The sequence below is a fragment of the Pseudomonas sp. RIT-PI-q genome, assembly GCF_001297125.1.
In the GTDB taxonomy this organism is placed as follows: Bacteria; Pseudomonadota; Gammaproteobacteria; order Pseudomonadales; family Pseudomonadaceae; genus Aquipseudomonas.
In genome coordinates, this window is sequence record NZ_LHPC01000054.1 from 1 (window position 1) to 20,307 (window position 20,307).

18 protein-coding genes and 2 pseudogenes are annotated in these 20,307 nt (G+C 51.2%); 7 read left to right on the forward strand and 13 right to left on the reverse strand.

Going from position 1 to position 20,307, the window contains the following annotated elements; genetic code table 11:
• Window positions 1-119: 119 nt before the first annotated feature.
• Window positions 120-266, reverse strand: a pseudogene (locus AEQ67_RS34355) (GntR family transcriptional regulator); the annotation flags it as partial.
• Window positions 267-457: 191 nt separating this feature from the next.
• On the opposite strand from AEQ67_RS34355, the gene glaH reads away from it, so the two are divergent.
• From glaH to AEQ67_RS36420, 3 genes and pseudogenes are all read left to right on the forward strand, one after another.
• Entirely contained in the window at window positions 458-1,444 is a 987-nt protein-coding gene (glaH, locus tag AEQ67_RS28230) for a glutarate dioxygenase GlaH (protein WP_059407049.1), read from the forward strand.
• Window positions 1,445-1,508: 64 nt separating this feature from the next.
• Window positions 1,509-2,696 (forward strand): L-2-hydroxyglutarate oxidase, encoded by a 1,188-nt coding sequence (lhgO, locus tag AEQ67_RS28235; protein WP_059407050.1) that lies wholly within the window; start codon window positions 1,509-1,511, stop codon window positions 2,694-2,696.
• Between the two features lie 18 nt (window positions 2,697-2,714).
• A pseudogene (locus AEQ67_RS36420) lies at window positions 2,715-2,933 on the forward strand (MFS transporter); the annotation flags it as partial.
• Window positions 2,934-3,258: 325 nt separating this feature from the next.
• Here AEQ67_RS36420 and AEQ67_RS28240 read toward each other — a convergent pair.
• The 3 genes from AEQ67_RS28240 to gapS4a form a co-directional block, all read right to left on the reverse strand.
• Window positions 3,259-3,990, reverse strand: a complete 732-nt coding sequence (locus tag AEQ67_RS28240) for a hypothetical protein (protein ID WP_236710411.1) — start codon at window positions 3,988-3,990, stop codon at window positions 3,259-3,261.
• Between the two features lie 139 nt (window positions 3,991-4,129).
• Window positions 4,130-5,281, reverse strand: a complete 1,152-nt coding sequence (gene gapS4b, locus AEQ67_RS28245) for a GapS4b family protein (RefSeq protein WP_236710412.1) — start codon at window positions 5,279-5,281, stop codon at window positions 4,130-4,132.
• 4 nt (window positions 5,282-5,285) lie between these two features.
• A complete protein-coding gene (gapS4a, locus tag AEQ67_RS28250) occupies window positions 5,286-6,209 on the reverse strand; it encodes a GapS4a family protein (RefSeq protein ID WP_059407052.1) in 924 nt (307 codons plus the stop codon).
• 301 nt (window positions 6,210-6,510) lie between these two features.
• On the opposite strand from gapS4a, the gene AEQ67_RS28255 reads away from it, so the two are divergent.
• Window positions 6,511-6,900, forward strand: a complete 390-nt coding sequence (locus tag AEQ67_RS28255; RefSeq protein WP_201782100.1) for an antitoxin Xre/MbcA/ParS toxin-binding domain-containing protein — start codon at window positions 6,511-6,513, stop codon at window positions 6,898-6,900.
• A 136-nt stretch (window positions 6,901-7,036) separates the two neighbouring features.
• Here AEQ67_RS28255 and AEQ67_RS28260 read toward each other — a convergent pair whose 3' ends face one another.
• The 3 genes from AEQ67_RS28260 to AEQ67_RS28265 all read right to left on the reverse strand — a co-directional run bounded on the left by AEQ67_RS28260 (window position 7,037) and on the right by AEQ67_RS28265 (window position 8,418).
• Entirely contained in the window at window positions 7,037-7,396 is a 360-nt protein-coding gene (locus AEQ67_RS28260; RefSeq protein ID WP_059407054.1) for a hypothetical protein, read from the reverse strand.
• Window positions 7,397-7,669: 273 nt separating this feature from the next.
• On the reverse strand, window positions 7,670-7,861 hold the full coding sequence (locus AEQ67_RS34365) for an MbcA/ParS/Xre antitoxin family protein (protein WP_082377976.1): 192 nt from the start codon (window positions 7,859-7,861) through the stop codon (window positions 7,670-7,672).
• 38 nt (window positions 7,862-7,899) lie between these two features.
• Window positions 7,900-8,418, reverse strand: a complete 519-nt coding sequence (locus tag AEQ67_RS28265) for a hypothetical protein (protein ID WP_059407055.1) — start codon at window positions 8,416-8,418, stop codon at window positions 7,900-7,902.
• Window positions 8,419-8,539: 121 nt separating this feature from the next.
• Here AEQ67_RS28265 and AEQ67_RS28270 point away from each other — a divergent pair, with 121 nt between their 5' ends.
• Window positions 8,540-8,848 (forward strand): helix-turn-helix domain-containing protein, encoded by a 309-nt coding sequence (locus AEQ67_RS28270; RefSeq protein ID WP_059407056.1) that lies wholly within the window; start codon window positions 8,540-8,542, stop codon window positions 8,846-8,848.
• A gap of 469 nt (window positions 8,849-9,317) precedes the next feature.
• Here AEQ67_RS28270 and AEQ67_RS33435 read toward each other — a convergent pair whose 3' ends face one another.
• Genes AEQ67_RS33435 through AEQ67_RS28285 form a run of 3 tightly spaced genes read right to left on the reverse strand, consistent with a single transcriptional unit; the run spans window position 9,318 to window position 14,772 of the window.
• Window positions 9,318-12,101 (reverse strand): AAA family ATPase, encoded by a 2,784-nt coding sequence (locus AEQ67_RS33435; RefSeq protein WP_063854481.1) that lies wholly within the window; start codon window positions 12,099-12,101, stop codon window positions 9,318-9,320.
• Complete coding sequence (locus AEQ67_RS28280) at window positions 12,098-13,678, reverse strand: hypothetical protein (RefSeq protein WP_059407057.1); 1,581 nt, start codon at window positions 13,676-13,678, stop codon at window positions 12,098-12,100. The genes AEQ67_RS33435 and AEQ67_RS28280 overlap by 4 nt, the downstream gene beginning before the upstream one ends.
• On the reverse strand, window positions 13,675-14,772 hold the full coding sequence (locus AEQ67_RS28285) for a helix-turn-helix transcriptional regulator (RefSeq protein WP_201782099.1): 1,098 nt from the start codon (window positions 14,770-14,772) through the stop codon (window positions 13,675-13,677). The genes AEQ67_RS28280 and AEQ67_RS28285 overlap by 4 nt, the downstream gene beginning before the upstream one ends.
• 763 nt (window positions 14,773-15,535) lie before the next feature.
• Here AEQ67_RS28285 and AEQ67_RS28290 point away from each other — a divergent pair.
• Window positions 15,536-17,410: a hypothetical protein gene (locus AEQ67_RS28290; protein ID WP_059407059.1), complete on the forward strand. Its 1,875-nt coding sequence runs from the start codon at window positions 15,536-15,538 to the stop codon at window positions 17,408-17,410.
• 65 nt (window positions 17,411-17,475) lie between these two features.
• A complete protein-coding gene (locus tag AEQ67_RS28295) occupies window positions 17,476-18,174 on the forward strand; it encodes a hypothetical protein (protein WP_059407060.1) in 699 nt (232 codons plus the stop codon).
• A 162-nt stretch (window positions 18,175-18,336) separates the two neighbouring features.
• Here the strand turns inward: AEQ67_RS28295 and AEQ67_RS28300 are convergent, their stop codons facing one another.
• Genes AEQ67_RS28300 through AEQ67_RS28310 form a run of 3 tightly spaced genes read right to left on the reverse strand, consistent with a single transcriptional unit; the run spans window position 18,337 to window position 20,239 of the window.
• Complete coding sequence (locus AEQ67_RS28300; protein ID WP_059407061.1) at window positions 18,337-18,717, reverse strand: hypothetical protein; 381 nt, start codon at window positions 18,715-18,717, stop codon at window positions 18,337-18,339.
• A gap of 18 nt (window positions 18,718-18,735) precedes the next feature.
• A complete protein-coding gene (locus AEQ67_RS28305; RefSeq protein ID WP_152974918.1) occupies window positions 18,736-19,056 on the reverse strand; it encodes a hypothetical protein in 321 nt (106 codons plus the stop codon).
• Window positions 19,057-19,072: 16 nt separating this feature from the next.
• Complete coding sequence (locus AEQ67_RS28310; protein WP_059407063.1) at window positions 19,073-20,239, reverse strand: aminotransferase-like domain-containing protein; 1,167 nt, start codon at window positions 20,237-20,239, stop codon at window positions 19,073-19,075.
• Between the last annotated feature and the right edge of the window lie 68 nt (window positions 20,240-20,307).

Consider the following 20,307-nt stretch of genomic DNA (forward strand, 5'->3'; position numbering starts at 1 on the left):
GGAAAACCAGCACCGTCTATGACGAAAAGGCTTACTTGCAGGCATTAACGCGGCGTGGATCAACGCTGGTAGTGGCGCCGATGGAGGTGGTCACAGGTTGACGGACAGGCTCAGGGCGTGAGGGGGCCGACTCCCAGGGCATATCGATCCTTCAGGGCACTCATCAATAGTTTTTGACCAGCCGGAAACACGCCACGGATGATGTCCTTCTTGAGCCTTGCGTAACCATCGAATGCAGATTTCAGCTCCGGCTCAAGCTCTTCCATTGCGACCACTCATCGTCAAATTTTCCTAATGATGCCCATATTTCATGAGGTCAAATTAATGGCGATTAAATCATTTCTTGTAGGCGTATATCAAAAACGTAGACATTTTAACGAAATGGCGATATTTGTTAGTCGTCGCTTCACCAGACGCCCTGGAAAGCGCCCACACTCACTACGCCAGGACATAGCCAATGAACGCCTTCTCTCAGATCAACACTCCGGTAATGCAACAGCCCGCTGAGCACGTGGGCTTCTCTTTAAAGCCCTCTGCTCAGTCCAAACGTTTCCTGGAACTCACCTTCCCTAAGGCGACCGTCGACGCGTTTCTCAGTGCCGTATCCGAATGGCCAGTTCAGGCACTTGAATACAAGTCGTTTCTGCGGTTTCAGATTGGCAAAATTCTGGACGGCATTTGTGGCGAAACGCTGCGCCCCTTCTTGGTGAATACGCTAATGGATCGTGAAACGGGGGGGCTGCTGGTCAGGCCTGAAGGCTTGAACGATGTCTCCCAGGCGGAAGACATGGTCAAGTTTTCAACCGCCGTGGCGCATTTGCTTGGGCGTTCAAATTTCGATGCAATGAGCGGGCAGTTTTATGCACGGTTTGTTGTAGAGAACGTGGACAAGTCGGACAGCTATCTGCGTGCACCGCATCGAGTGATGGAACTGCACAACGATGGAACATTCGTGAATCAGATCACTGACTACGTGTTGATGATGAAGATCGACGAGCAAAATATGGAGGGTGGCAATTCTCTCATTTTGCATCTGGACGATTGGGCTGATTTGGATAAGTTCTATAAACATCCGCTGGCCCGCCGCTCACTGCGTTGGACAGCTCCTCCGAGCAAGAATGTGAAAGAGGATGTCTTCCATTCTATCTTTGACACTGATGGTGAGGGGCGTCCAACCATGCGCTACATCGACCAATTTGTTCAGCCGGAAAACTTTGAAGAGGGTACTTGGCTGTACGAGCTCGGAGAGTCGTTGGAAACCAGTGATGCGAAGCTCTCTATTCCCGTCCCAGTTGGCTCGTTTGTGTTGATCAACAACCTGTTTTGGCTGCATGGTCGTGACCGCTTCACCGCGCATCCGGGGCTCCGTCGGGAGCTCATGCGTCAACGTGGCTATTTCAGCTATCCGAAGGTTGGCCATCACCACGGCCAGACATCTAACTAATCAAACGGTGGGCTGCAGTTGCTGTGGCCCGCTGATTGCCCGCCATCCTTGTGAGGTGATAGCTGTGTACGATTTTGTAATCATTGGTGGCGGCATTGTGGGGATGTCTACAGCCATGCAAATGGCGTCTGAATACCCGGATGCAAAAATTCTTTTGTTAGAAAAAGAATCGAGCCCCGCCCAACATCAGACTGGTCATAACAGTGGAGTAATCCATGCGGGCGTCTATTACACCCCTGGCAGTCTGAAGGCTAAGTTCTGCTTGGAGGGAAACCGAGCAACCAAAGATTTCTGTGATCAACACGGAATTCGATATGACGCCTGCGGCAAAATGCTTGTGGCGACGAACGAAGTTGAGATGGAGCGAATGAAAGCCCTTTGGGAGCGTACTGAAGCGAATGGCCTTGAGCGTGAATGGCTTTCGGCTGCTGAGCTTCGTGAGAGAGAGCCGAATATTGTCGGGCTAGGGGGAATATTTGTTCCCTCAAGCGGCATAGTGAACTACGCCGAAGTCACCAAGCAGATGGCGACAGAATTTACCAAGGCGGGAGGTGTAATTCGCTACAACTCTGAGGTCACTGCACTCGATGAGCGTGCGGAAGAAGTCGTAGTCACGACATCGACTGGGGATTACCAGGCTCGCTTCCTGATTTCATGTTCAGGTCTGATGGCTGATCGGGTGGTCAGAATGCTCGGGCTTGAACCTGAATTTCAGATCTGCCCCTTCAGGGGCGAATACTACTTGTTGCCCAAACAGCACAACCAAATTGTGAATCATTTGATTTACCCCATACCCGATCCATCTATGCCATTTTTGGGTGTGCACCTCACGCGGATGATTGATGGCACGGTAACCGTTGGGCCGAATGCCGTATTGGCACTCAAGCGTGAGGGCTACAACAAAACTGATTTTTCCTTGGTCGATATGTTTGAGATCTTCACCTCGCTAGGGGTTTTGAAGGTGCTTAAGGCAAATTTCAAACCTGGTCTTATCGAAATGAAAAATTCTCTTTTCAAGGGAGGCTATCTCAAGCAAGTACAAAAATATTGCCCATCGATCAAAAAAGAGGATCTGACACCTTACCCTGCGGGCGTTCGTGCTCAAGCTGTTTCTAACAACGGTAAGCTTATTGATGACTTCTTATTCGTAAATACGAAAAGGAGCGTGAACGTGTGTAATGCGCCTTCGCCGGCTGCAACTTCGGCCATTCCGATCGGTGCCTACATCGTCAGCAAGGTCAGAGAACAGTAAGCGTCCGGTTAAGTCGCCTTAGGGTTCGTCAACTCATGTGGATTGCTGGGTGGATTTGTCGGCCCCTCGGTGATGGGCGTGATTGAGCAAAGTACAGGCAATGCCATGAACGGAATGAAAGTCATCGCAGTTGTCCTGGTGGTCGCGGCGATACCAGCGCTGCGTTTGCGGCAAGGACATGAGCCAAAAGATGCGAAGTCACTGACAGCCTGCATGACGGCGCGTCAGCAATCTTAGATACGCCGTGTAGCCAAGTCGTCACTAGCGAAAGTGTTGAGCGCCTGTGCAATGCAGGCGTATGACTGGCAGGGCCCAGAGAGCAGCTCAGCAGAGTTAACTCGTCGCCCTTGCTGCTCAGGTGCCACCCAATGCGGCCTGCTTTCGAAGAGTTAGCATGTCCAAGAGGGCAAAGGAGTGTGCTGTGACAGCGAGGATCAGTCTTGGCGAGTTTCGTGACAGGTCAGTAAGGAGGTCTTCGGCCAACCTGGATAATAAGCGCAATGAACGCTCGCACCCTGTGTAACCTTTTCCGTGTTTCCCATCCCTTCAGCATTTGAGCTACTTACTGGCTGTAAAAATGCCGCCCCAGGAGGCTTCCCAGCATACCTTCTAACGCCATCGACTCTTCAATATCCAGTTCAAAAGGGTCATGGTTTTCGATGAAATAGGTGATCTTTTCGTAGTGGTAATCGAGCACCTTACTGACGATGAGCTTGCCCCTGAGAAAATACACGTCACCTCTGCTTGCGGGATGAAGCTCCATCATCAGGTTTTTGATGTCATCCACTTTCAGTTCATATCGACTCTCGTCGATTTTCAATAGCAGGGTGTCATCACGCCACTGGATGTAGGTGAACCTGCTCAGGCCTGCGCTACAGACTCTGAACGGTCTCAACGTTTCGTTCGCTTTCTTGAATCGTTTGTAAACCTCCGCAAGCGGTGGAATATCAACGAAATCGGAGTGGATGACGTTGTTCCTCAGCATTTTGAGTTTCTTGGCTTCGTCTAAAAAATTGGGCCAGTGCTCCGGCATTTCAGGAAACATGGGGTAGTTAGGCAGTATTTTCTGGATGATGTGCCCCAGTGATTCTCGAGGGACAACACCCGATTTTCGGTGGATATATCGAGCGATGGATTTTTCGAATTCGATAGCTTCAAAGCGCAAGTCATCAACGGACGCCACTCCGTAACCCGGTAGTTCCTTGTAATTTATTCCACTGAGAGTGTTCACATTTTTCTTGCGGCGTAGGCGGTCAAACATCGTGTGATCTGTGCCTTCGTTAACATGGGTCATGAGATAAATCAGTCGCCGAAGCGGCGGAGATAAGCGCTTGAAAAAAACTGGGTATGACTCTCACGTCCCCTTGAGGTTCGCTTTACACGAAACCTGTAGCGCCACTCCGAGTTCGAAATGGCGCTGGGTCGTTCATCTATTAAGTAGGTGACAGCGCCTGGGGCGATACAGGTTTTCCAGGGATTGAGAGCGTCTTGAATGTCTCGATTTTCTCAGACTCCAGCTCCTTCAGGATCGTTTCTTTCGCATCGTTCTTGTCAATCGACTTACCGGTATTGTCGAAGGTGATCTGCTTGATCCGTAACTCGATTTCGCTGTCCTTATTCTGTCCGGCAGAGAATTCTGGAAAGCCAAGGGAAATAACGCAATTACCATCGAGGCCCGACGTGCTGAAGCGAAATTTTGCATCCAAGCGATGCAAGAACAAGCTCGGCCGATAGGACACATTGGAGAGAAAGTCCGAATGCTCCAAGCTGAATCCCTTCAGATCCAGGTTGCGTATTTTCTCTTTCATCCACTCCAATTCGATTGGAAGCAGGATGTCGGGATCCGGCGCTATTCCCATGTCCACGACCTCGATAAACGAGATGGCCACCAACGTGCTGTGCTGAGTCAGGCCCAACAGATATTTGAATCTGTTCTCATTGGTAAAATCGCAGAACCGGATGGCCGTGACGGTCTCGTTCTCGTCGATTTGCTTGACTGATTTGAAGTGCGAGACCAAGTGCTTGGACATCGCTTTGTTCGTGGTTCTTGTCTCCGGCGCCGTATGCGTGCTGATCAGTATCAGTTCGTCCTGGGCCTTGTTTTTCTTGATCTCGATTGACCCTTTGAAGGTCTTGTGCGAATCCGCCCAGCTTTTGGATCGATCAATACGCTCAAGAAGGTAGTCCATCCTGATAGTGTCGAGGTCTTTGTTGACGGGATAGAAACCAGGCGTGCCCAGTACCTTGAAATTCACGAAGTCGAGATCGAGGAGTTTGTTCACGTCGATTGAGTCGGGAACTGAATCGAGCAGCGTGTTTTTCCCTTGCCACTTGATGGTTTGGGTGGTGATTTTCGGATTGTCTTCCTTCGTCGTATAAGCAAGCTGGAGCTGCGAGAACTCGCTGGGCCTGATCAGGGACAACGTCAGAGCAGGAATGGATTGTTCCTTTTCCTGACTATTGATGAAGACGCCCCGACTTTTCAGCACTGTCTTGATATCAGCGGCGCCGATGTAGGGTTGGGCGAGGTATGTGCGCAGAGCTTCACCTTGCGGCAGGATCGAGTCAATATTCTGATTACTCACGGTATCAACCTCTGAAATCTGCCTGGTAAGACTCCACATCTACTATGGAGGCGAATTCTTTGTTCGCGATTGCCAACTTGGCAATGTTCGCGATTTCCTCGTGTTCAACGTAGTTGAAGTCAGGGAAGGCAAGCGTGACCTTATGCGGGAACTCCAAGGCGATCGCCATCGAAAATCCAATCATGCGTTTCACCGCTTCCTCGCTGAAACTATCCTGGCAGCAGATCACCAAATGCTTCTTTTCATACTCCTGAACGAAGAAAGGGATAAGGCCGCTGTTGAGGTACTCGGGAGGTAAAATCGGGCCGTTAGTCAGTCTTTGGATGGGGCTGACGTTTTTCCCTGTAGAGGGATAGAGGAAGCTCACGTTCTCAGCTTCGAACGTGTTTCTGACGTAAGTGATCGTGTCGAACAGGAAGCTCGCGCGGTAGTTGTCAACCACGTAGATGGTTCCATAATTGGAGTCATCAAGCTTGCGTGAACCGGCGACCTGAGTGACCACATCGGCCTCGGCGTCTGATTTCGCACTGAGCCAGAACAGGACGCCTGCGATCGCTTGGGAGCTCGCATCGGTGTAGCCCAAATTGATGGACTTCTTCACGGTCGAGCGATTGAAGCATTCAACCGTTGTCGCGAGATCGACAAAGTGTTCTTTGAACTTGGTTCCGGGTGAAGTGGGGTAGAGCACACTCGAAAACTTGGACGAAATGACCATGTGCTTGAGCACACCATCCTCAAGGGGGGACAGGCAACTGAAGATAAAGTCTGCCCCGTGCGTCTGCCTCGGGTTCTCGGACGTGCTGTGTGGCTTTGGTTTGACGCAGTCGATGCTTGTTCCTTTGAGCGCTGCTTTCCACCCGATGAGGTTGAGCAGAGTCTCAACAACATGCTCCCCACGTTCACCCAATTTCTTTGACCATTCACCCATGACAAGTCCTTTATAATTTGAGACGTACCAGTCCTATGTCAGCCGAACGCTACGGAGTCTGAATGGTGATGTCTAGTGGCACTTTGTCCACAAATCTACAGCGCAGTCTTGCGTGCTCTGGATTGCTGAGTTTTCAATTGATAGATAGGAAGGGTTATGAGATTCAAAGAGGCAAGGCAGGAGGAGTCGCAAGTAACATTGGATGACATTCAGCCCGACGTTCCAGAGGTACATTCTGCTCATGGACTTATCCGTAAAAGAGTACGTCCCCGTCGGGTCTGTTCCAGTCAATGTATGGGCGATGATAGGTTTACCTTCACGCGGCGCGCAGCTACATAAATGGATTCATCAGGGTTTGCCTCTTTTGTTTTACAAGCGAGTGGCGACCGTCTTGAACGTACTCGAGGGACGGCTGCGCGAGTACTTGGGTATCACGCCTTCAGCGTTTTCTAGAAGGGTAGCCACGGGGAGATTGAACACAGTCGAAAGTGATCGTTTGTGCAGTCTTGTCGGCGCCTTGGATGCAGCCTATTCGCTATACGTAAATGATCTTGAAATAGCGAGAGAATGGATGAGGTCACCCGCGATGGGGCTGGCTTCAAGATTGCCGCTGGACATGATGAGGTCTCGTGTGGAGGCCAAGGCTGTGATTGACCTCATAGGCCGCCTGGAGTCTGGAGTGTGTGTCTGAAGGGCGCGCTCTGCGAACCCGGACACCTTCGCCTGCTCAGCAATACGCCCCGTAGTTAGGCGCTTCAGGTGTCTGCAGGACGTCGTACCTTCCTCTCATTACTCAAAGATGGTCAGGCTCGCTTTAAAGGATGAAGTCAGACACCCAAATCGAGTTGCAATCGCCACTCAATCAGGTCTTCAGGCAGCACTTGCACAGGAAGCCCCTGGACGATGCTTTTGAGTAGATGACTGGAATGACAATGTAGTATCGCGACCTTCATTGGGTCATCGCAAATAAACGTAAGATCGGCTCCCGCCAGACGCAGGCCATTACGGAGGGCATCAAACGCTTCTTGGCCAAGCCATTCAAGTCGTAGAAAACCATACATGTTGACCTTTCGAGTCATCACAAAATGCGCCAGGCGCTCAGCTACCAGTTGCTCCAACCCTTGCGCTCCGAGCGTGACCACTGCAAGCCTCCACAGCTGACCTTCGAGAGGGGGCGTGATCTTCATCTAACGTCAGAAATGCCGGTGTGCCGCTGGCTTATGTCCCGACCCTGGATCCGCCAATCCTGTTCAGGGGCAAGTGTAGATGTGGGTGTTTCTAGATGCGATAGCAGGGCCGTGCGCAATTCAGTCAGCGCCTCTCGCAATCGAGCATCCTCGCGCGCATCGCCTGACTTCGGGCTGAACGTCTCAACGTGCCACAGGAGTGCTTCGCTGTCATTTGTGTTCAGATCAAAAACAATCATGTTGAGCCCGGGTCTGGTTAAGGATTCACAAGGGTTAGCAGGAAAACCCGTGGCGGATTCTCTCAAGTTCAGCCTTTACGATTTCGTATCCCGCTTCGTTGTAAGCGGCTTGCAATGGTGAGATACCGCTATAGGCAGATTTCGGAAGATTCAACCAATGATCTGCTTTCGCTTTGTTGCCAAAAACACATTCGGCTTGATGTTGAATCAACTCAACATTATTCATTTTTGGCTCTCTTGAGATTTGCCTGTGTGCGTTCGGTTTTACCCGGCTGCCGTAGTGGAGGATGGGCGGTTGGCACAAAATTCACGAAACGCCTTTACGCCACGCGTCGTGCTCAAAATAGGTTTAATCATGTAGCGATAGCAGACCAATAAATTAAGTACCAGCCAAGTCATTTGATACATCGATCCGTTGAAGCCTCTATGGTTGGAGCTGTTTTCCCAGAAACCATATGCAACGAAAATAGTAAATATTGCGACTGCCAAGGGCAGGATTACGAGCCGCCCCAGAGACACAATGATGAAGGACGTGTTCACAACTGATCGGACGGGCTCATTGTCGACCTGGATGGCCCAGATCCGATTGACTTTATCTTTGCCCTGCTGATAGGTCGCTCGAACGTGGTTACCCGCTTTAACGTGGGCGTCCAGACCATCGGGGATCTCGAGCGTCTCAAGTTTCTTGCCATCAATTTTCCAAAAGTGATAGCTGACCATATCCCCACCGAACCCTCGCGATTTTTCGTCGAGCCGGCCATCAACTATTTTCATTTCCTTCATGCTGAATCTGATCCTTGTATGGCAAGTCGATATCAAAAAGGTCTTTCCTGCTGAATCCTAAGTAAGTCTTAGTAAGTGGTCAATTAGAATCTAAGATTCTCTTAGCCTTTGGGCGTAGAGAATGACCACCTTCAGCAAGCGTTTAAAACAAGCCCGTACGGCCGCAGGGATTTCCCAAGAGCGCCTGGGTATAGACGCCGGGCTCGAGCCGGCTTCGGCCTCGGCCCGTATGAATCAATATGAGAAAGGGGTGCATTCGCCAGGTGAGAGTACGGCGAAGCAAATCGCGGACACATTGGGTTTGCCACTTGCCTGGTTTTACTGTGAAGACGAGGAGACTGCGTATTTGCTGCAATGCTTCCATTCGTTGAAAGGGAAGGAACGGAAAAAGGCGATCGAGATGGTTGAGCGGCTGGCGCTCGGTGGTTGATACGAGTGGGTGCTTTTCAAGGACGGGACGTACAGTGGACCAAGTGCTCAAGGTCTTGTTTACAAGCTTACTAGGACGCAGGTCGACGAAGCTCCTTGAGCTTGAATACGCAACCGATCTGTATCTCAGCAATTTTTCGCTGGCAACGAGTCAGATGAATGCCGCTACTGTGGGTAAGAGTTATTAGCAATCTAGGTGGAAGCGCAAGCCTGCCGCTGCGAAGCTTAAACTGACGTAGCCTACCGAGGAGGTCGACAGACTACGCCAGGCACCGCTTGCCCTATTTATTACCTTTTCGAGTACTAGCGTGAAGCACTGAGCGAGGGGGAAGGATTTTTCCATCCCGTCGAGCGTATAAACATGCGTTTACCCTTGTATTAGCCCTTCAGTCTGCAAAACCCGAACAGTCCGTTCCGAGATGGTTAAAATCCATACCGAAACAGGCAATGAGCCAAATACATGTGCATCATCAGGGCTTATACGTTTTGAACCACGATGGGATAAAACCGTTTATAGGGTTTGTGCCCGGGTTGAAAATACTCCCAGAAAAGGATGTAGCTACTACGCCGCTGGTAGTTTGTTTTGTTGCTGAAGGTTTGGTAGCGCCTTGATTTTTGTGCGACGCCACAGGGGAGGCTTTGCTGGCATAGTCTTCGCGGACAAATGATTGGATGCCTTGTTCGCTCAAACGGGCATTTGCCACGTCGCTGAGGTTGGGGTTGGCCGCCAAACTGGTTTTGAGCCAATGATTGTCGCTGTTGGCGAATTCAAGTTGCCACTGCTTGGGCAGGACAGGGTTACCGGCAAGGTTCAGCATTATTGGCGAGTTTTCGTCGCTCTGCTCATAGGCTACCAAGACTCTTACGACGTCCGGGTCGAGGCTTGGATTTTTCGAAAGCTCGAGATAAGCCTCTTCAAAATGGCTTTCCTGAAATGGATGGCAGGAAAGGGTGTTGTAGAAAAAAACCGAGCTCGATCCGGGTTTAAGCGCGTCCAGAACGGCTTCCGCATCCGAATCAGGAAGCGCCTGTAACAGAAGCGAAAGTTGGACGTGTCGACTGATGTTTGGATTTTTTGCAAGCTTGAGGAAGTGATCGCTGTCGGCAAGTATCACCATTTGCGCCTCATTTGATAGGTTCTCCAAACCAATCAGAGCGTCGATGATCTGGTCTGTCTTGTGATTGGCGATTTTTTTGTGGTACCCAGGGTCAAGCGCCGGGTTGGTGATGAGCAGGATAAATTGCACGCAAGTTTGAGAGAGTCTTGTGTCCCATAGGGCCTCGATGAGCTGCCCTTGCAACTCGACCGACAGTGTCGCCTGCTGGCAGATTCCTATACGGGTCTGATGGTTTTTTGTGTTGCAGAACAGCGCCAGTTTGACCTCATCGGTGAGGTGCGAACACGCTAGCAATGCGTCCTCCTGGATATAGTCGCTGCCATCCCATTTACCCAGTTCACTGGCCAGTAGATCCATTGGTGCTCTCGGGTGAAGACAACTGAGGCGATAAATCGACATGTCGAAGTCCGGTGCTTTTTTGTCTTTACTCAAGTAGCTCGCCAGCAACCGCTCGGTGCAATTGGGATTGCGGTAAACGCTCAGGCGCACTTCCACGTCTTTATCTGCACTGAGTTTTTCCAGTAGATCATCAGGGCATTCCAGGTGACAGGCCACCTCCTTTCGACGCACCGGATTGGGACTGTCGGCGTGTTGAATCATCTGCGCGATACTGAGCCCGTCGATTCTGGAGGCTGGTTTGAGCTTTAGCTTTTCAAACAACACCTCATATTTGCCGACCTGCTCCCTCAGCGTCTCGCGCAGAGGAACTGTAGCGCGGATGGCGCGTTCGATGTCTTCGTGGGTCAGGGTTTGTCCGTCGAGAAATGCACTTTCACGAGCCTCACCGACAGCGTTTTGGATATCGGCGCCGGAATAATCGCGACAGAGGGCTGCGAGTGTCTGTTGCTGCTGCTCAGTGAGGTGTTGCCAGTCTTCCTTAAGGTGAATGCCTAGAATGGCCGTGCGTTCTTTGGCGTTGGGGAACCCCACATAAAACACTTCATCGAAACGCCCTTTGCGCAGTAACTCCGCCGGCAAGGCGCTGATGTTGTTGGCGGTAGCAATAACGAACACCGCGCCGGTTTTCTCCTGCATCCAGGTTAGGAAGTAACCGAACAGCCGGGATGAAACTTCGGAACCTTCACCACTGCCCATGCCCACAAAGGCCTTTTCCAGTTCATCGATCCACAAAATGCACGGGCTGACGCTTTCGGCCATGGTCAGGGCGCGGCGCATGTTGTGCTCGCTTTCACCGATGTACTTGCCTAACAGCGAACCAATATCCAGACGCAGCAGCGGCAATTGGAAGAGGTGGGCGGCGGCTTTGGCGGTCAAGGATTTACCGCAACCGGGCATCCCCGCAATCAATACTCCCTTCGGTGCGGTCACCCCAGCGCGTTCGGCCTCGTCCAGTCGACGGAAGATTTCAGCGCGGCGTTTGAGCCACAGTTTGAGGTTTTCCAAGCCACCGATGTCACTGGCCGTCTCTCCGACCTTGACCATTTCCAGTACGCCACTCTTGGCGATGATTTGCTCTTTTTCGTAATGAATCAGTCCGAGTGCGGCATCGTTCAACTCCGGGTGCGGCTGTTGCACCATGGCCAGCACCTGGCGAATCTCTTCTTCGCTCAACCCGCTGCAGGTGGCGGCCAAGCGTGGCAACAATGCTTGTGGGATGATCAGGTTCTGCTCATCGGAAAAGGATTCGATTTGATCGATGATTTCCTCGCGGCCAGGCAATGGCAGCGGCAGTAGAGTGATTTGAGATTCAATCTGCGGCGCAATGAACAGACTTTCTGCCACCAGTACGACAGCGCATTCGCCGCGATGATGGCGCTGGATCCGGTTGAGCAATTGCTTGAGACGAGCGATCGCCAACGGTTGGTTTTCCAGTGCAGCCTTGGCATCCTTGATCACGATCAGCTTGCGGCTAAGATCATCATCCGCCAGCGCCGGCAGGCAGTAGGCCAGTTCGGTTTGCGTGGCTTCGGTACGCGGTTGCTTGGTGTGAAAGTCGACCCAACCGTAGGCCAGGTTCCATTCCATAAGATGTAACTGCAGATTGACCCCGGCCAGCGTAAGAATTCGATCAACTCGGGCTTCTTCGCTGGACTGAATGAAAAAACCGGGGTAACCGGCGCTGAGATGTGCATGGAGCTTGTCGTTCAGAGACGATGCATTGTTAAGGGCACTCATGCGAACAAGCCTTTTGCGAAATTACCTAGGCTGCGGGCAAGATTTTTTGCGCCTTCTACAACACTTGAAGTCACGCGATTAACCACGGCGACCGAGGTTTTGACCAGACTCTTTCCTGCCTCGAACAATTGATCGCCGACTATACCGCCGGCCATACCTCCAATCATGCCGCCAATAAAGCCGCCAGCGGCGATGCCTGGTGGCCCGAATACGGTGCCTATCGCCATACCAATCGCACTACCGTGAGAGCCTGCCGCGATGGCGCAAACGGCCGAGGTGGTGGTTTGCCCCATGCGGTTGAGTGCTTCCTCTTTGGATAACTGGCCTGTAGCGAGTTGGTAGAGGATTTTTGTGTTGGAGAGTGCGATACAAGCAATGTTGGCGATCTGACCCGCAGGGGTTCTTTTCAATACCTTGCCGAGTAGACCGTTCTTTGCCGCGACTACCAGCGCACCACTGACAGCGACTTGAGTGAACACCTGAGTCGTGCTGCTCAGCGAGCTGTTGAGGAACTTTTTGAGATCAACGCTGGCAGGTGGGTTTTTCCGCCCTTGGAATCTATTCCAGGTTCGTCGCGCCAGAATGCGTACACCCTGCAATCCCGCAGCGATGCTTGCGCCAATCAACGCTTGTTTGCCGATCTGTTTCGCTACGTTGATTCGGTTGGTGTCACTCCATTCATATTGGCGTGCCTCAGCTTCTTCGCGAGCCTTACGCTGCCATTTCAAAGCCTGTTCTTTGCTCAGAGGCTCGGAACGCACACCGTCGATTTCAACAACTTCGGTGCTGTTGACGATGTCTTTGCCTTGCCCCTCAGGAACCAGCCGTTTCTGCTCTCCGTATTCGCCACGCTTGAAAAGCTGCTCGGTGGCTGTGGCGTCGCTGCCGTATTTGGACTGGTATTCATATACCACGTTGCCTTGGCCGTCGACGATCACGATGTCAACTGAATTGAGGCCGTTGGAGTTGACGACTTTAGCCCGATACTCGCTGCCCTTGGTTACCGCGTCGATGTTGAAGGTGTCGACGTGATGCTGCTCGGCAATGAATCCATCAAGGTTTGGTGAGAAGCTGATGTCCCCATTGTTGTTGGTGATCATCACCCGGGCGCCAGCAGTTGCTTCAGCAAGAGCCACATCGATACTGGCGGCGTAATGCCCAACCCCCAACGAGCCGCTAACCGCAGCGCCTTTCTCCATTTCGCGAGCGATCCAGCTAGCCTCACTCTGACCGCGCAGTAGGTGAGCCTGCAACGACTTGGCAGAGCCATTGAAGCGAACAACCGACGCGACCACATCTTTGGCGGCTGTCAGGCGTTCGTCGTCGCTTTGCCATAGGGCAGGGTGTTTGTGAAACTCTTCGCCTAGCCATTCTTCAACGGGCATGTCCGCATGCTGTTCGCTGGAATACACAAATTCCGATAGCAGCTGAGCCGTCGCCTCGGCGTTATCCTCGCCACCGAATACCTGGGTTTCGATGGCCTTTGCCTGTTGCTCCTGGTAGGCATCGCTTCCAAGTACTACGCCGTCCAGCGGGGACTGATCGTTGGACTCACTTGCGTTTACCGATGGGTTCATTGCTCGGTTCCTGTCATGGTTTGAGTAGGGGAGTGCAGGTAGTGTTTGAGTTCGTTGTTCAGCTGCGCCTCAAGCCATGCGGGTACTAGAATTCGCACGTGAGGAATCCAGAAACGGATGATGGAGAGGATCTGGTTAGCGTGGCTGATCAAGCTGCTGACAATTAACTCGCCACTTTCCAAGGTCTGAACAATCTGTTGTCCAGGCACCACCGGGCGGCGCAGGAAGTAGTAAGCAATCGCCGGCGCAACGGATAGCCGCACTGGGGTCTTCGTTTTGCTGAACCAAATGTCGTCGTCATCTTCGATTTGACGATGTACTTGTGGTTGAGGGACGAAAGTCTGATCGGTGATGTGCAACAGGCTGATGCGACTCAGCGTAAAGGCTTTCAACTGGCCATTTTCGGTGGCAGCGAGGTACCAGATGCCTTTGCTGTTTACCAAACGGTATGGAAACAGCGTGCGCGGCTTTTCTGCATAAACCAACCGGCATTGCCGGTGTTGGCGAATGGCCTTGTTCAACTGCTGGAACTGCAGATCTTTGGGTTGTCCATTTTCGTGATGATGGGCTTTGACGAGAAAATTGCGATGCTCATCAGGGTTTAGCAGCGAACGAAAAAATCGATGCCCACTGTTTGGAAACAGCTGATTGACGCCAGTAAGTTTCGCGAACACTTCAAGATCTTGGGCCTGCAGTTTGCCTTGGTGCTCCGGGGCCAGCTGGTAACGCCCATCTGGCAAGCGAACGACAACATCGGCGAGTCTGCTCAGGTCGCGGTAGATGGTTCGTTCACTGACCCCAAACTGCTCAGCTAAATCGTAACGGCAAACTGACTCGCCTTGATTGAGCTGCAAAAGGATGCCCGCCAGCCGAATAGCCAGGGTGTCGTGTAGAGGTGAGGTCATGATTGACTGCCCAAATCCGTTGGAAGATGCACCGACCATAACGTCCGATACTGACAGGTGATGCCAGTGATCGATCAGGGGTGTCAATTTGCTATTAATTGGGGTCGAATCAAGCCTTTTTTTCAGTGTGTTAACTAAATGAAGTTTCGAAAATCCCATGGCGGGCGAGCGAAAAGCTGATGACGACACACAAGGTCGACGCGTCTCCCATGGTTATGGTTGCGGCAACTGTTGGTGCTATTCGATTGGACGAGCCAATCGAAGGCCGCGCTGGAGGTACCAGCCCTGGTACTGTGAGGTGTTTTCCCACCGGGCGGTACTGTCTGGCTGGGAATCTGGATTGCGCGACATCAAAGGAGCCAGATGAACACGTCGCAATTAATGCGACCAGCGCCTCGGAATAGTCGAAAAACTAGTTCAACCCTACAAGTACTTGAACTGGCTCACTCAAAAACACATGCGTGAAGTCATATTTTCATTGATTTTTAAGCGTACAAATTATCTACAGCATGAGGGTGGTACCTTTATTTTCGTGACCTTATTGTGGACAGGCTAGACGCGTCGCGCCGTCATCAGCGGCATAAATTAACCCTACGGTCATCAGACTACCCTCAAGGGGCTTCACTGGGACTTGTATGAGCCATCATTTTTCGGGTTGCTCGTCAGGATTTCAAAGCCTAATAGCAATTAGTGCTAGCAAACAATTTTTTATATATCGAATGCGAGCGGCCTACATGCCATTTAAAGGAAAGTAGGATGTCATGAAAAATTGACGGCGTCGGCTTGATCATGCTTATTTCGCCGCTATGCTACCAGTGAGCAGCTGTCCCTTAAGGTTTGAGAAACGTGCAATTTGGTTTTAGCGGCGATGGATGTCAGTTCAGGAGTGTTTGACGCCTGATGTATTCGATACTCATATAATTTTAATTCCAGTAATTTGGCTGGAGTGGATATGAGAGAATTGATTTTGTCAGCTACATGCTTGTTCGCTATAGGTGATGTAAGTGCTTCGATAGAATGGGAGGTTGAAAGTCCGTTTCGATTAGTTGATTATGGGGGCGAAGGGGCTGGATTCAATATTAAAAAAGGTCAAACGGCGCTTGACTTCGTAGTCGAGCGCTTTGGACAAGGCAGCCGCGCAATACCCCCACCAATTTATAATCTGAGAATTAAAAAAAATTCAGACGCCAGCTTCAATTTCTCTAATGAGTACGTTTTTCCTAAGGTGGAAAAGGTAGTTGCACGATTATCAAATCCACCTATAGGTGACTGTAAGTGGGTTTATCAGGACGTAAGTGCCGTAAAGCCTTGTAGGAGCGACTTCAAATTTGCTGCGATAACACAATTTGGCACTGGAAACGCGATACTGTATGTGAGTTCGCCCTCTTCTGGGTTTGAGGATAAGACATCAGTCGTTATTCGTGATCGTCTCATACTCGGAATGGGAGATTCGTTTGCGTCAGGAGAAGGAAACCCAGACATTCCTACTGTTGTTGATCGCAATGGCCTAGAGTCGTTTTATCAGAGCAATAATGATGCGTTCAAAAATGGCCGCTGGATGTTATTCACCCACCACTGGGTGGCTAAAAAAGCAGAATGGTTCAACGGGCAGTGCCACAGGTCAATGTTAAGTCAGCAAGTTCTCGCCGCGCTCCGACTTGCAGGAGATGACAAACATTCAAGCATAACGTTGATGCCGTTGGCGTGCTCTGGGGCAGAAGTGCTTGATGGCGTGCTTACCCCCCAACAAAATCCCCCTGGAGGTGGAAAGACGGTTATCGACTCCCAAATCAATATGGCAGTCACCGGTCTTTGTAAGGACGGTAGGTTGAAGGAAAGTGATATAACAATTTATCGAGGGCATACCGGTTCGAAGGATATGGTTAAAACTGTTACACCTATAAAAAAATGCGTGGGCGAAATTCGAGTGCCAGATGCAATACTGCTGAGCATCGGAGGTAATGACGTGGCTTTCGCCCCCTCGATAGCATGGGCAACAATTCCTGCGGATAGCAGAAATTTTGCCGGTGCACGAGCAGTTAATATTACAAACAATCAAATAGAACCTGTATGTCCAAAAGAAACCGATCAACGTATTTGCGAAAAAAATAAGCCTGTGGGCAGGGATAGAATTAAATATTGGCTGCCAACCTATTATAGTTATATGCAGCAGCAGCTTATCTCGACAGGGTTGGCGGAAGAAGGGAAGGGCACTGTTTATCTTACCGCCTATCCAAATCCGAGTTACCTCGAGGACGGTAAAACGCTTTGCGGAGTAGACAGGAGTGCCGATGTGGTTGAACAGGCTCGATACAGTATCCCTGTATTTTTTAGGCCTTCTGTATGGCAGCTGCGGTTTACCAAAGATGAAATGAAAGTTATGAATGACGGATTGATAAAACCTCTGTACCAGCAAATGAAGGATAGCGCGCACAAATATGGATGGACGTTGGTTGATGGGTACCTTGATACAGTTAAGATGCACGGAATTTGCGCGGGATTTGAGCGTAAAGACTCTCAAGAAGGCAATGTAGAATCAAAACTCATCCCATTGTATCCACATATTGTCGGCGGTAAATGGTACCCCATTGCTCCGTGGGATGATTGGGCTTATGACAGCTCTAAGGTTCGTTGGTTTAGAAATACAAACGATTCAGTACTGTACCAGAATGATGATACGCCTTCGATAATGAATGGTGCTTTTCATCCTGACTTCAGAGTTCACGCTGCGATTGCTGATTATATATATGAGTCGGTGAGTATGGCGTGGCGTGTGAAGGAGGGAAGAGAGGGTGTTAACTTAAAGCAACCATCAGCAGGGCTTTGAGTATTACTGAGTTTTTTGTAGTGGTCGCTAATTTTTCGCTGTTTCAATTACAACTCGGAGACAATATGAAAACACTAGTGATCTGTGCTGCTCTTTTAGCGTCTGGTTGTGCCACATCAAACGCATATCTTGACATTCAAGGCGCGGCGTGGCGTAAAACTGAAGCGTTCTCTGCCACCCAGTTTGCAATAGGGGTTATTGAGACGTCTGGACGCAATCGATTTGATCCTAAAGGAACGATCAAGGTTGTAGATTTTCCGGTGGTAGCGCAAACAACGTATTACTCCGATGAAACTGCAAGAGCTGCAATCCAGGCAGAGGGAAAGTTCAAGCCTGGCGTTGTTGATGTGGACGCGGCCATTGAGTCAGAGATTCAGAGGCGTCAGAAATCTCGATATGTAATATTCAGAACGCTAGACCCATTTAAATTGGTAGACAAGATGAATGCACCGGAAAATTTAACGGCGTTAACCTTGCTCAAAGGGCAGAAAAACCCGGTTATAGTTACTGGAACAGCTGTCTCGTTTGAAAATGAGCTGTATAAAAAGGTCGACTCCGGGGTTAAGGCCAATGCATCAATCAGTTCAGGGGCCGCTTCACCTCAATTTACGCTGGGGGGTGACTATAGCTCTGAGATAAAAGCCAGTTTTAGTGATGGGACAGTGTTTGCATATGAGTATTCTGCCATCGAATGGGATAGCAGTTCTCCGACGGCTAAAGTAAAGGGCTTGTCGATCGATAGACCTATGAATCCTTGGTACTGAGGGTTGTCCGGGTTGAGGCAAGAGTGCCAATTCTGGTGAGCAAGGTGGTTGAGCGCACTCTTTTCTATGACCGAAGCTGCTGAAAGCTGGGAAGACAAGGCTTGGTTCACGATGATTAAATTAAAAAAGCACCCCTTTTGGGGTGCTTTTTTTTCAGCATGGTTATCGAGGTAATGCCTGCATATCTAAAGTCACGCTGGCCGCGTCCTTGGTGCCCATCTCAACGTGATGTTTATCGCGGATAACTATCACAGCTACGGCCGTCGACAGCAGTGCAACACCGATGGTGTATAGCAAACCATGAAAAATATCTCCCGAACTCACTGCCAGTGCAGTAGCTATAAAAGGCGCGAACCCACCGATCCATCCATTTCCGAATTGGAGACTAACCGACACTCCGCTGTAGCGTACTTTCGCCGAAAACTGCTCAACCAGGAACGCCCCGAGTGGGCCATAGACCATGGTTGCCAGAAAGATCAGGCAAAAGAGCAGCAGCACCTCCATCGGTGCGTTGATCTGCGTCGGATCGGCTTGCAATGGCATTCCACGCTTTAGCTGAAGCTACTGAGTGGCAGCTTCATCAAACCCGTTGAGGGTAGTGCTGCCAATGATCAGCCGCAGATCGCCCGCCGCCGGGTGAAGACTGTAGCGCACGCTGTTGGACGACAGGTAGGAACGGGCGCGTGTGCACAGCTTCGTCGCTTTTGGCTGGAACAACTGACCAACGAACGGCTGATTTTCGCGGCAATCACCACCTTCGATGATGACACTGATGCTCGCACGAAAAGTTTCCAACGCTGGATTGCCGTACTGGGCGATGCCTTGAAAGACCGGCATGAAGAACAAGGCCGACAGTACAAAACTGATGCGCACATTAGGCAATCGCTCACCAGCATCTCTAGGCGGCTTGCGTTAACTGGGCCTGACGCACTACCACCGCCAGCCGTTCCAGCCCCTCGCCCAGTCTTGCAGGGTCAATGTGGCTGAAGTTCAGGCGTAGATGACCCAGATTGTTGTCAGGGTCGGGGAAAAACGGCTCACCTGGCATGAAAGCCACATCCACCGCCAGCGCCGCCTTGAGCAAAATTCGGGTATCCAGCGGCTGCTTGAGCGTCAGCCAAAAAAATAGCCCACCCTGCGGTAGGTTCCAATCCGCCAGATCTGAAAAATGCGTATCCAACGCAGACTGGAACGCGTCCCGACGGACCCGGTAGAAGTCGCGCAACTCGTTTAAGTGATGCTGGAACTTCTCGGTGCCCAGCCATTGCAACGCCTGCCACTGTCCGACCCGACTGGTGTGCAGGTCGGCCGACTGTTTAAGTTTCAGCAAGTGCGGAAATAGATCTGGACTGGCAATCAGATAGCCAACTCGCAGCCCCGGCAGCAGGGTTTTCGACACAGTGCCGGTGTAGATCCAACTGGCCTTTCTCAATCGTCTGACGATCGGCGTCGCACTGCCGCCGTCGAACGTCAGTTCGCGGTAAGGCTCGTCTTCAATCAGGGTCACGCCAAATTCATCGAGCAAGGCGGCCACGGCATCGCGCTTGGCTTCGCTATAGCGAACGGCGGACGGATTCTGGAAGGTTGGAATCAGGTAAATGAACGCCGGATTATGCTTTTCCAGCCGCGCGCGCAATTGGGCGAGGTTAGGGCCATCCGCGTCCAGTGGGACAGTCAGACAGTCGGCGCCGAATAGCTGGAAGATCTGCAAGGCCGCCAAATAAGTCGGTGCTTCGAGCAGGATCTCGGTGCCTTTGTCGATGTAGAGCTTGGCCGTCAGGTCGAGCGTTTGCTGGGAGCCACTGACTACCAATACCTGTCTTGCCTCACAGGGCACACCCAGCGCGCGCGCCTCGGCAGCCAAGACTTCGCGCAGCAGTGGCTCGCCTTCGCTCATGCCGTACTGACCCATGGAAACTGGCATACCCGCCCACTCAACTTCCGGAAGCATGGCTGCGGCCGGCAGGCCGCCAGCGAACGACATTACTTCCGGCCGCTGAGCAGCGGCAAAGATTTCACGGATCAAAGAGCCTTTAAGGCGCGAGACACGTTCGGAAAAAGCCATGGTGGTCACCTATAGCGAAGTTAAAGTGAGATGAGTCAAGCTAATTGACTCAAATTGCGATGGCCTGA

Bases quoted from the DNA above. Each gene is read 5' to 3' on its own strand.
- glaH (WP_059407049.1), top strand. From the start codon at position 458: ATGAACGCCTTCTCTCAGATCAACACTCCGGTAATGCAACAGCCCGCT.
- AEQ67_RS28240 (WP_236710411.1), bottom strand. From the start codon at position 3,990: ATGACCCATGTTAACGAAGGCACAGATCACACGATGTTTGACCGCCTA.
- gapS4a (WP_059407052.1), bottom strand. From the start codon at position 6,209: ATGGGTGAATGGTCAAAGAAATTGGGTGAACGTGGGGAGCATGTTGTT.
- AEQ67_RS28255 (WP_201782100.1), top strand. From the start codon at position 6,511: ATGATAGGTTTACCTTCACGCGGCGCGCAGCTACATAAATGGATTCAT.
- AEQ67_RS28260 (WP_059407054.1), bottom strand. From the start codon at position 7,396: ATGAAGATCACGCCCCCTCTCGAAGGTCAGCTGTGGAGGCTTGCAGTG.
- AEQ67_RS34365 (WP_082377976.1), bottom strand. From the start codon at position 7,861: ATGAATAATGTTGAGTTGATTCAACATCAAGCCGAATGTGTTTTTGGC.
- AEQ67_RS28265 (WP_059407055.1), bottom strand. From the start codon at position 8,418: ATGAAGGAAATGAAAATAGTTGATGGCCGGCTCGACGAAAAATCGCGA.
- AEQ67_RS28270 (WP_059407056.1), top strand. From the start codon at position 8,540: ATGACCACCTTCAGCAAGCGTTTAAAACAAGCCCGTACGGCCGCAGGG.
- AEQ67_RS33435 (WP_063854481.1), bottom strand. From the start codon at position 12,101: ATGAGTGCCCTTAACAATGCATCGTCTCTGAACGACAAGCTCCATGCA.
- AEQ67_RS28280 (WP_059407057.1), bottom strand. From the start codon at position 13,678: ATGAACCCATCGGTAAACGCAAGTGAGTCCAACGATCAGTCCCCGCTG.
- AEQ67_RS28290 (WP_059407059.1), top strand. From the start codon at position 15,536: ATGAGAGAATTGATTTTGTCAGCTACATGCTTGTTCGCTATAGGTGAT.
- AEQ67_RS28295 (WP_059407060.1), top strand. From the start codon at position 17,476: ATGAAAACACTAGTGATCTGTGCTGCTCTTTTAGCGTCTGGTTGTGCC.
- AEQ67_RS28300 (WP_059407061.1), bottom strand. From the start codon at position 18,717: ATGCCATTGCAAGCCGATCCGACGCAGATCAACGCACCGATGGAGGTG.
- AEQ67_RS28310 (WP_059407063.1), bottom strand. From the start codon at position 20,239: ATGGCTTTTTCCGAACGTGTCTCGCGCCTTAAAGGCTCTTTGATCCGT.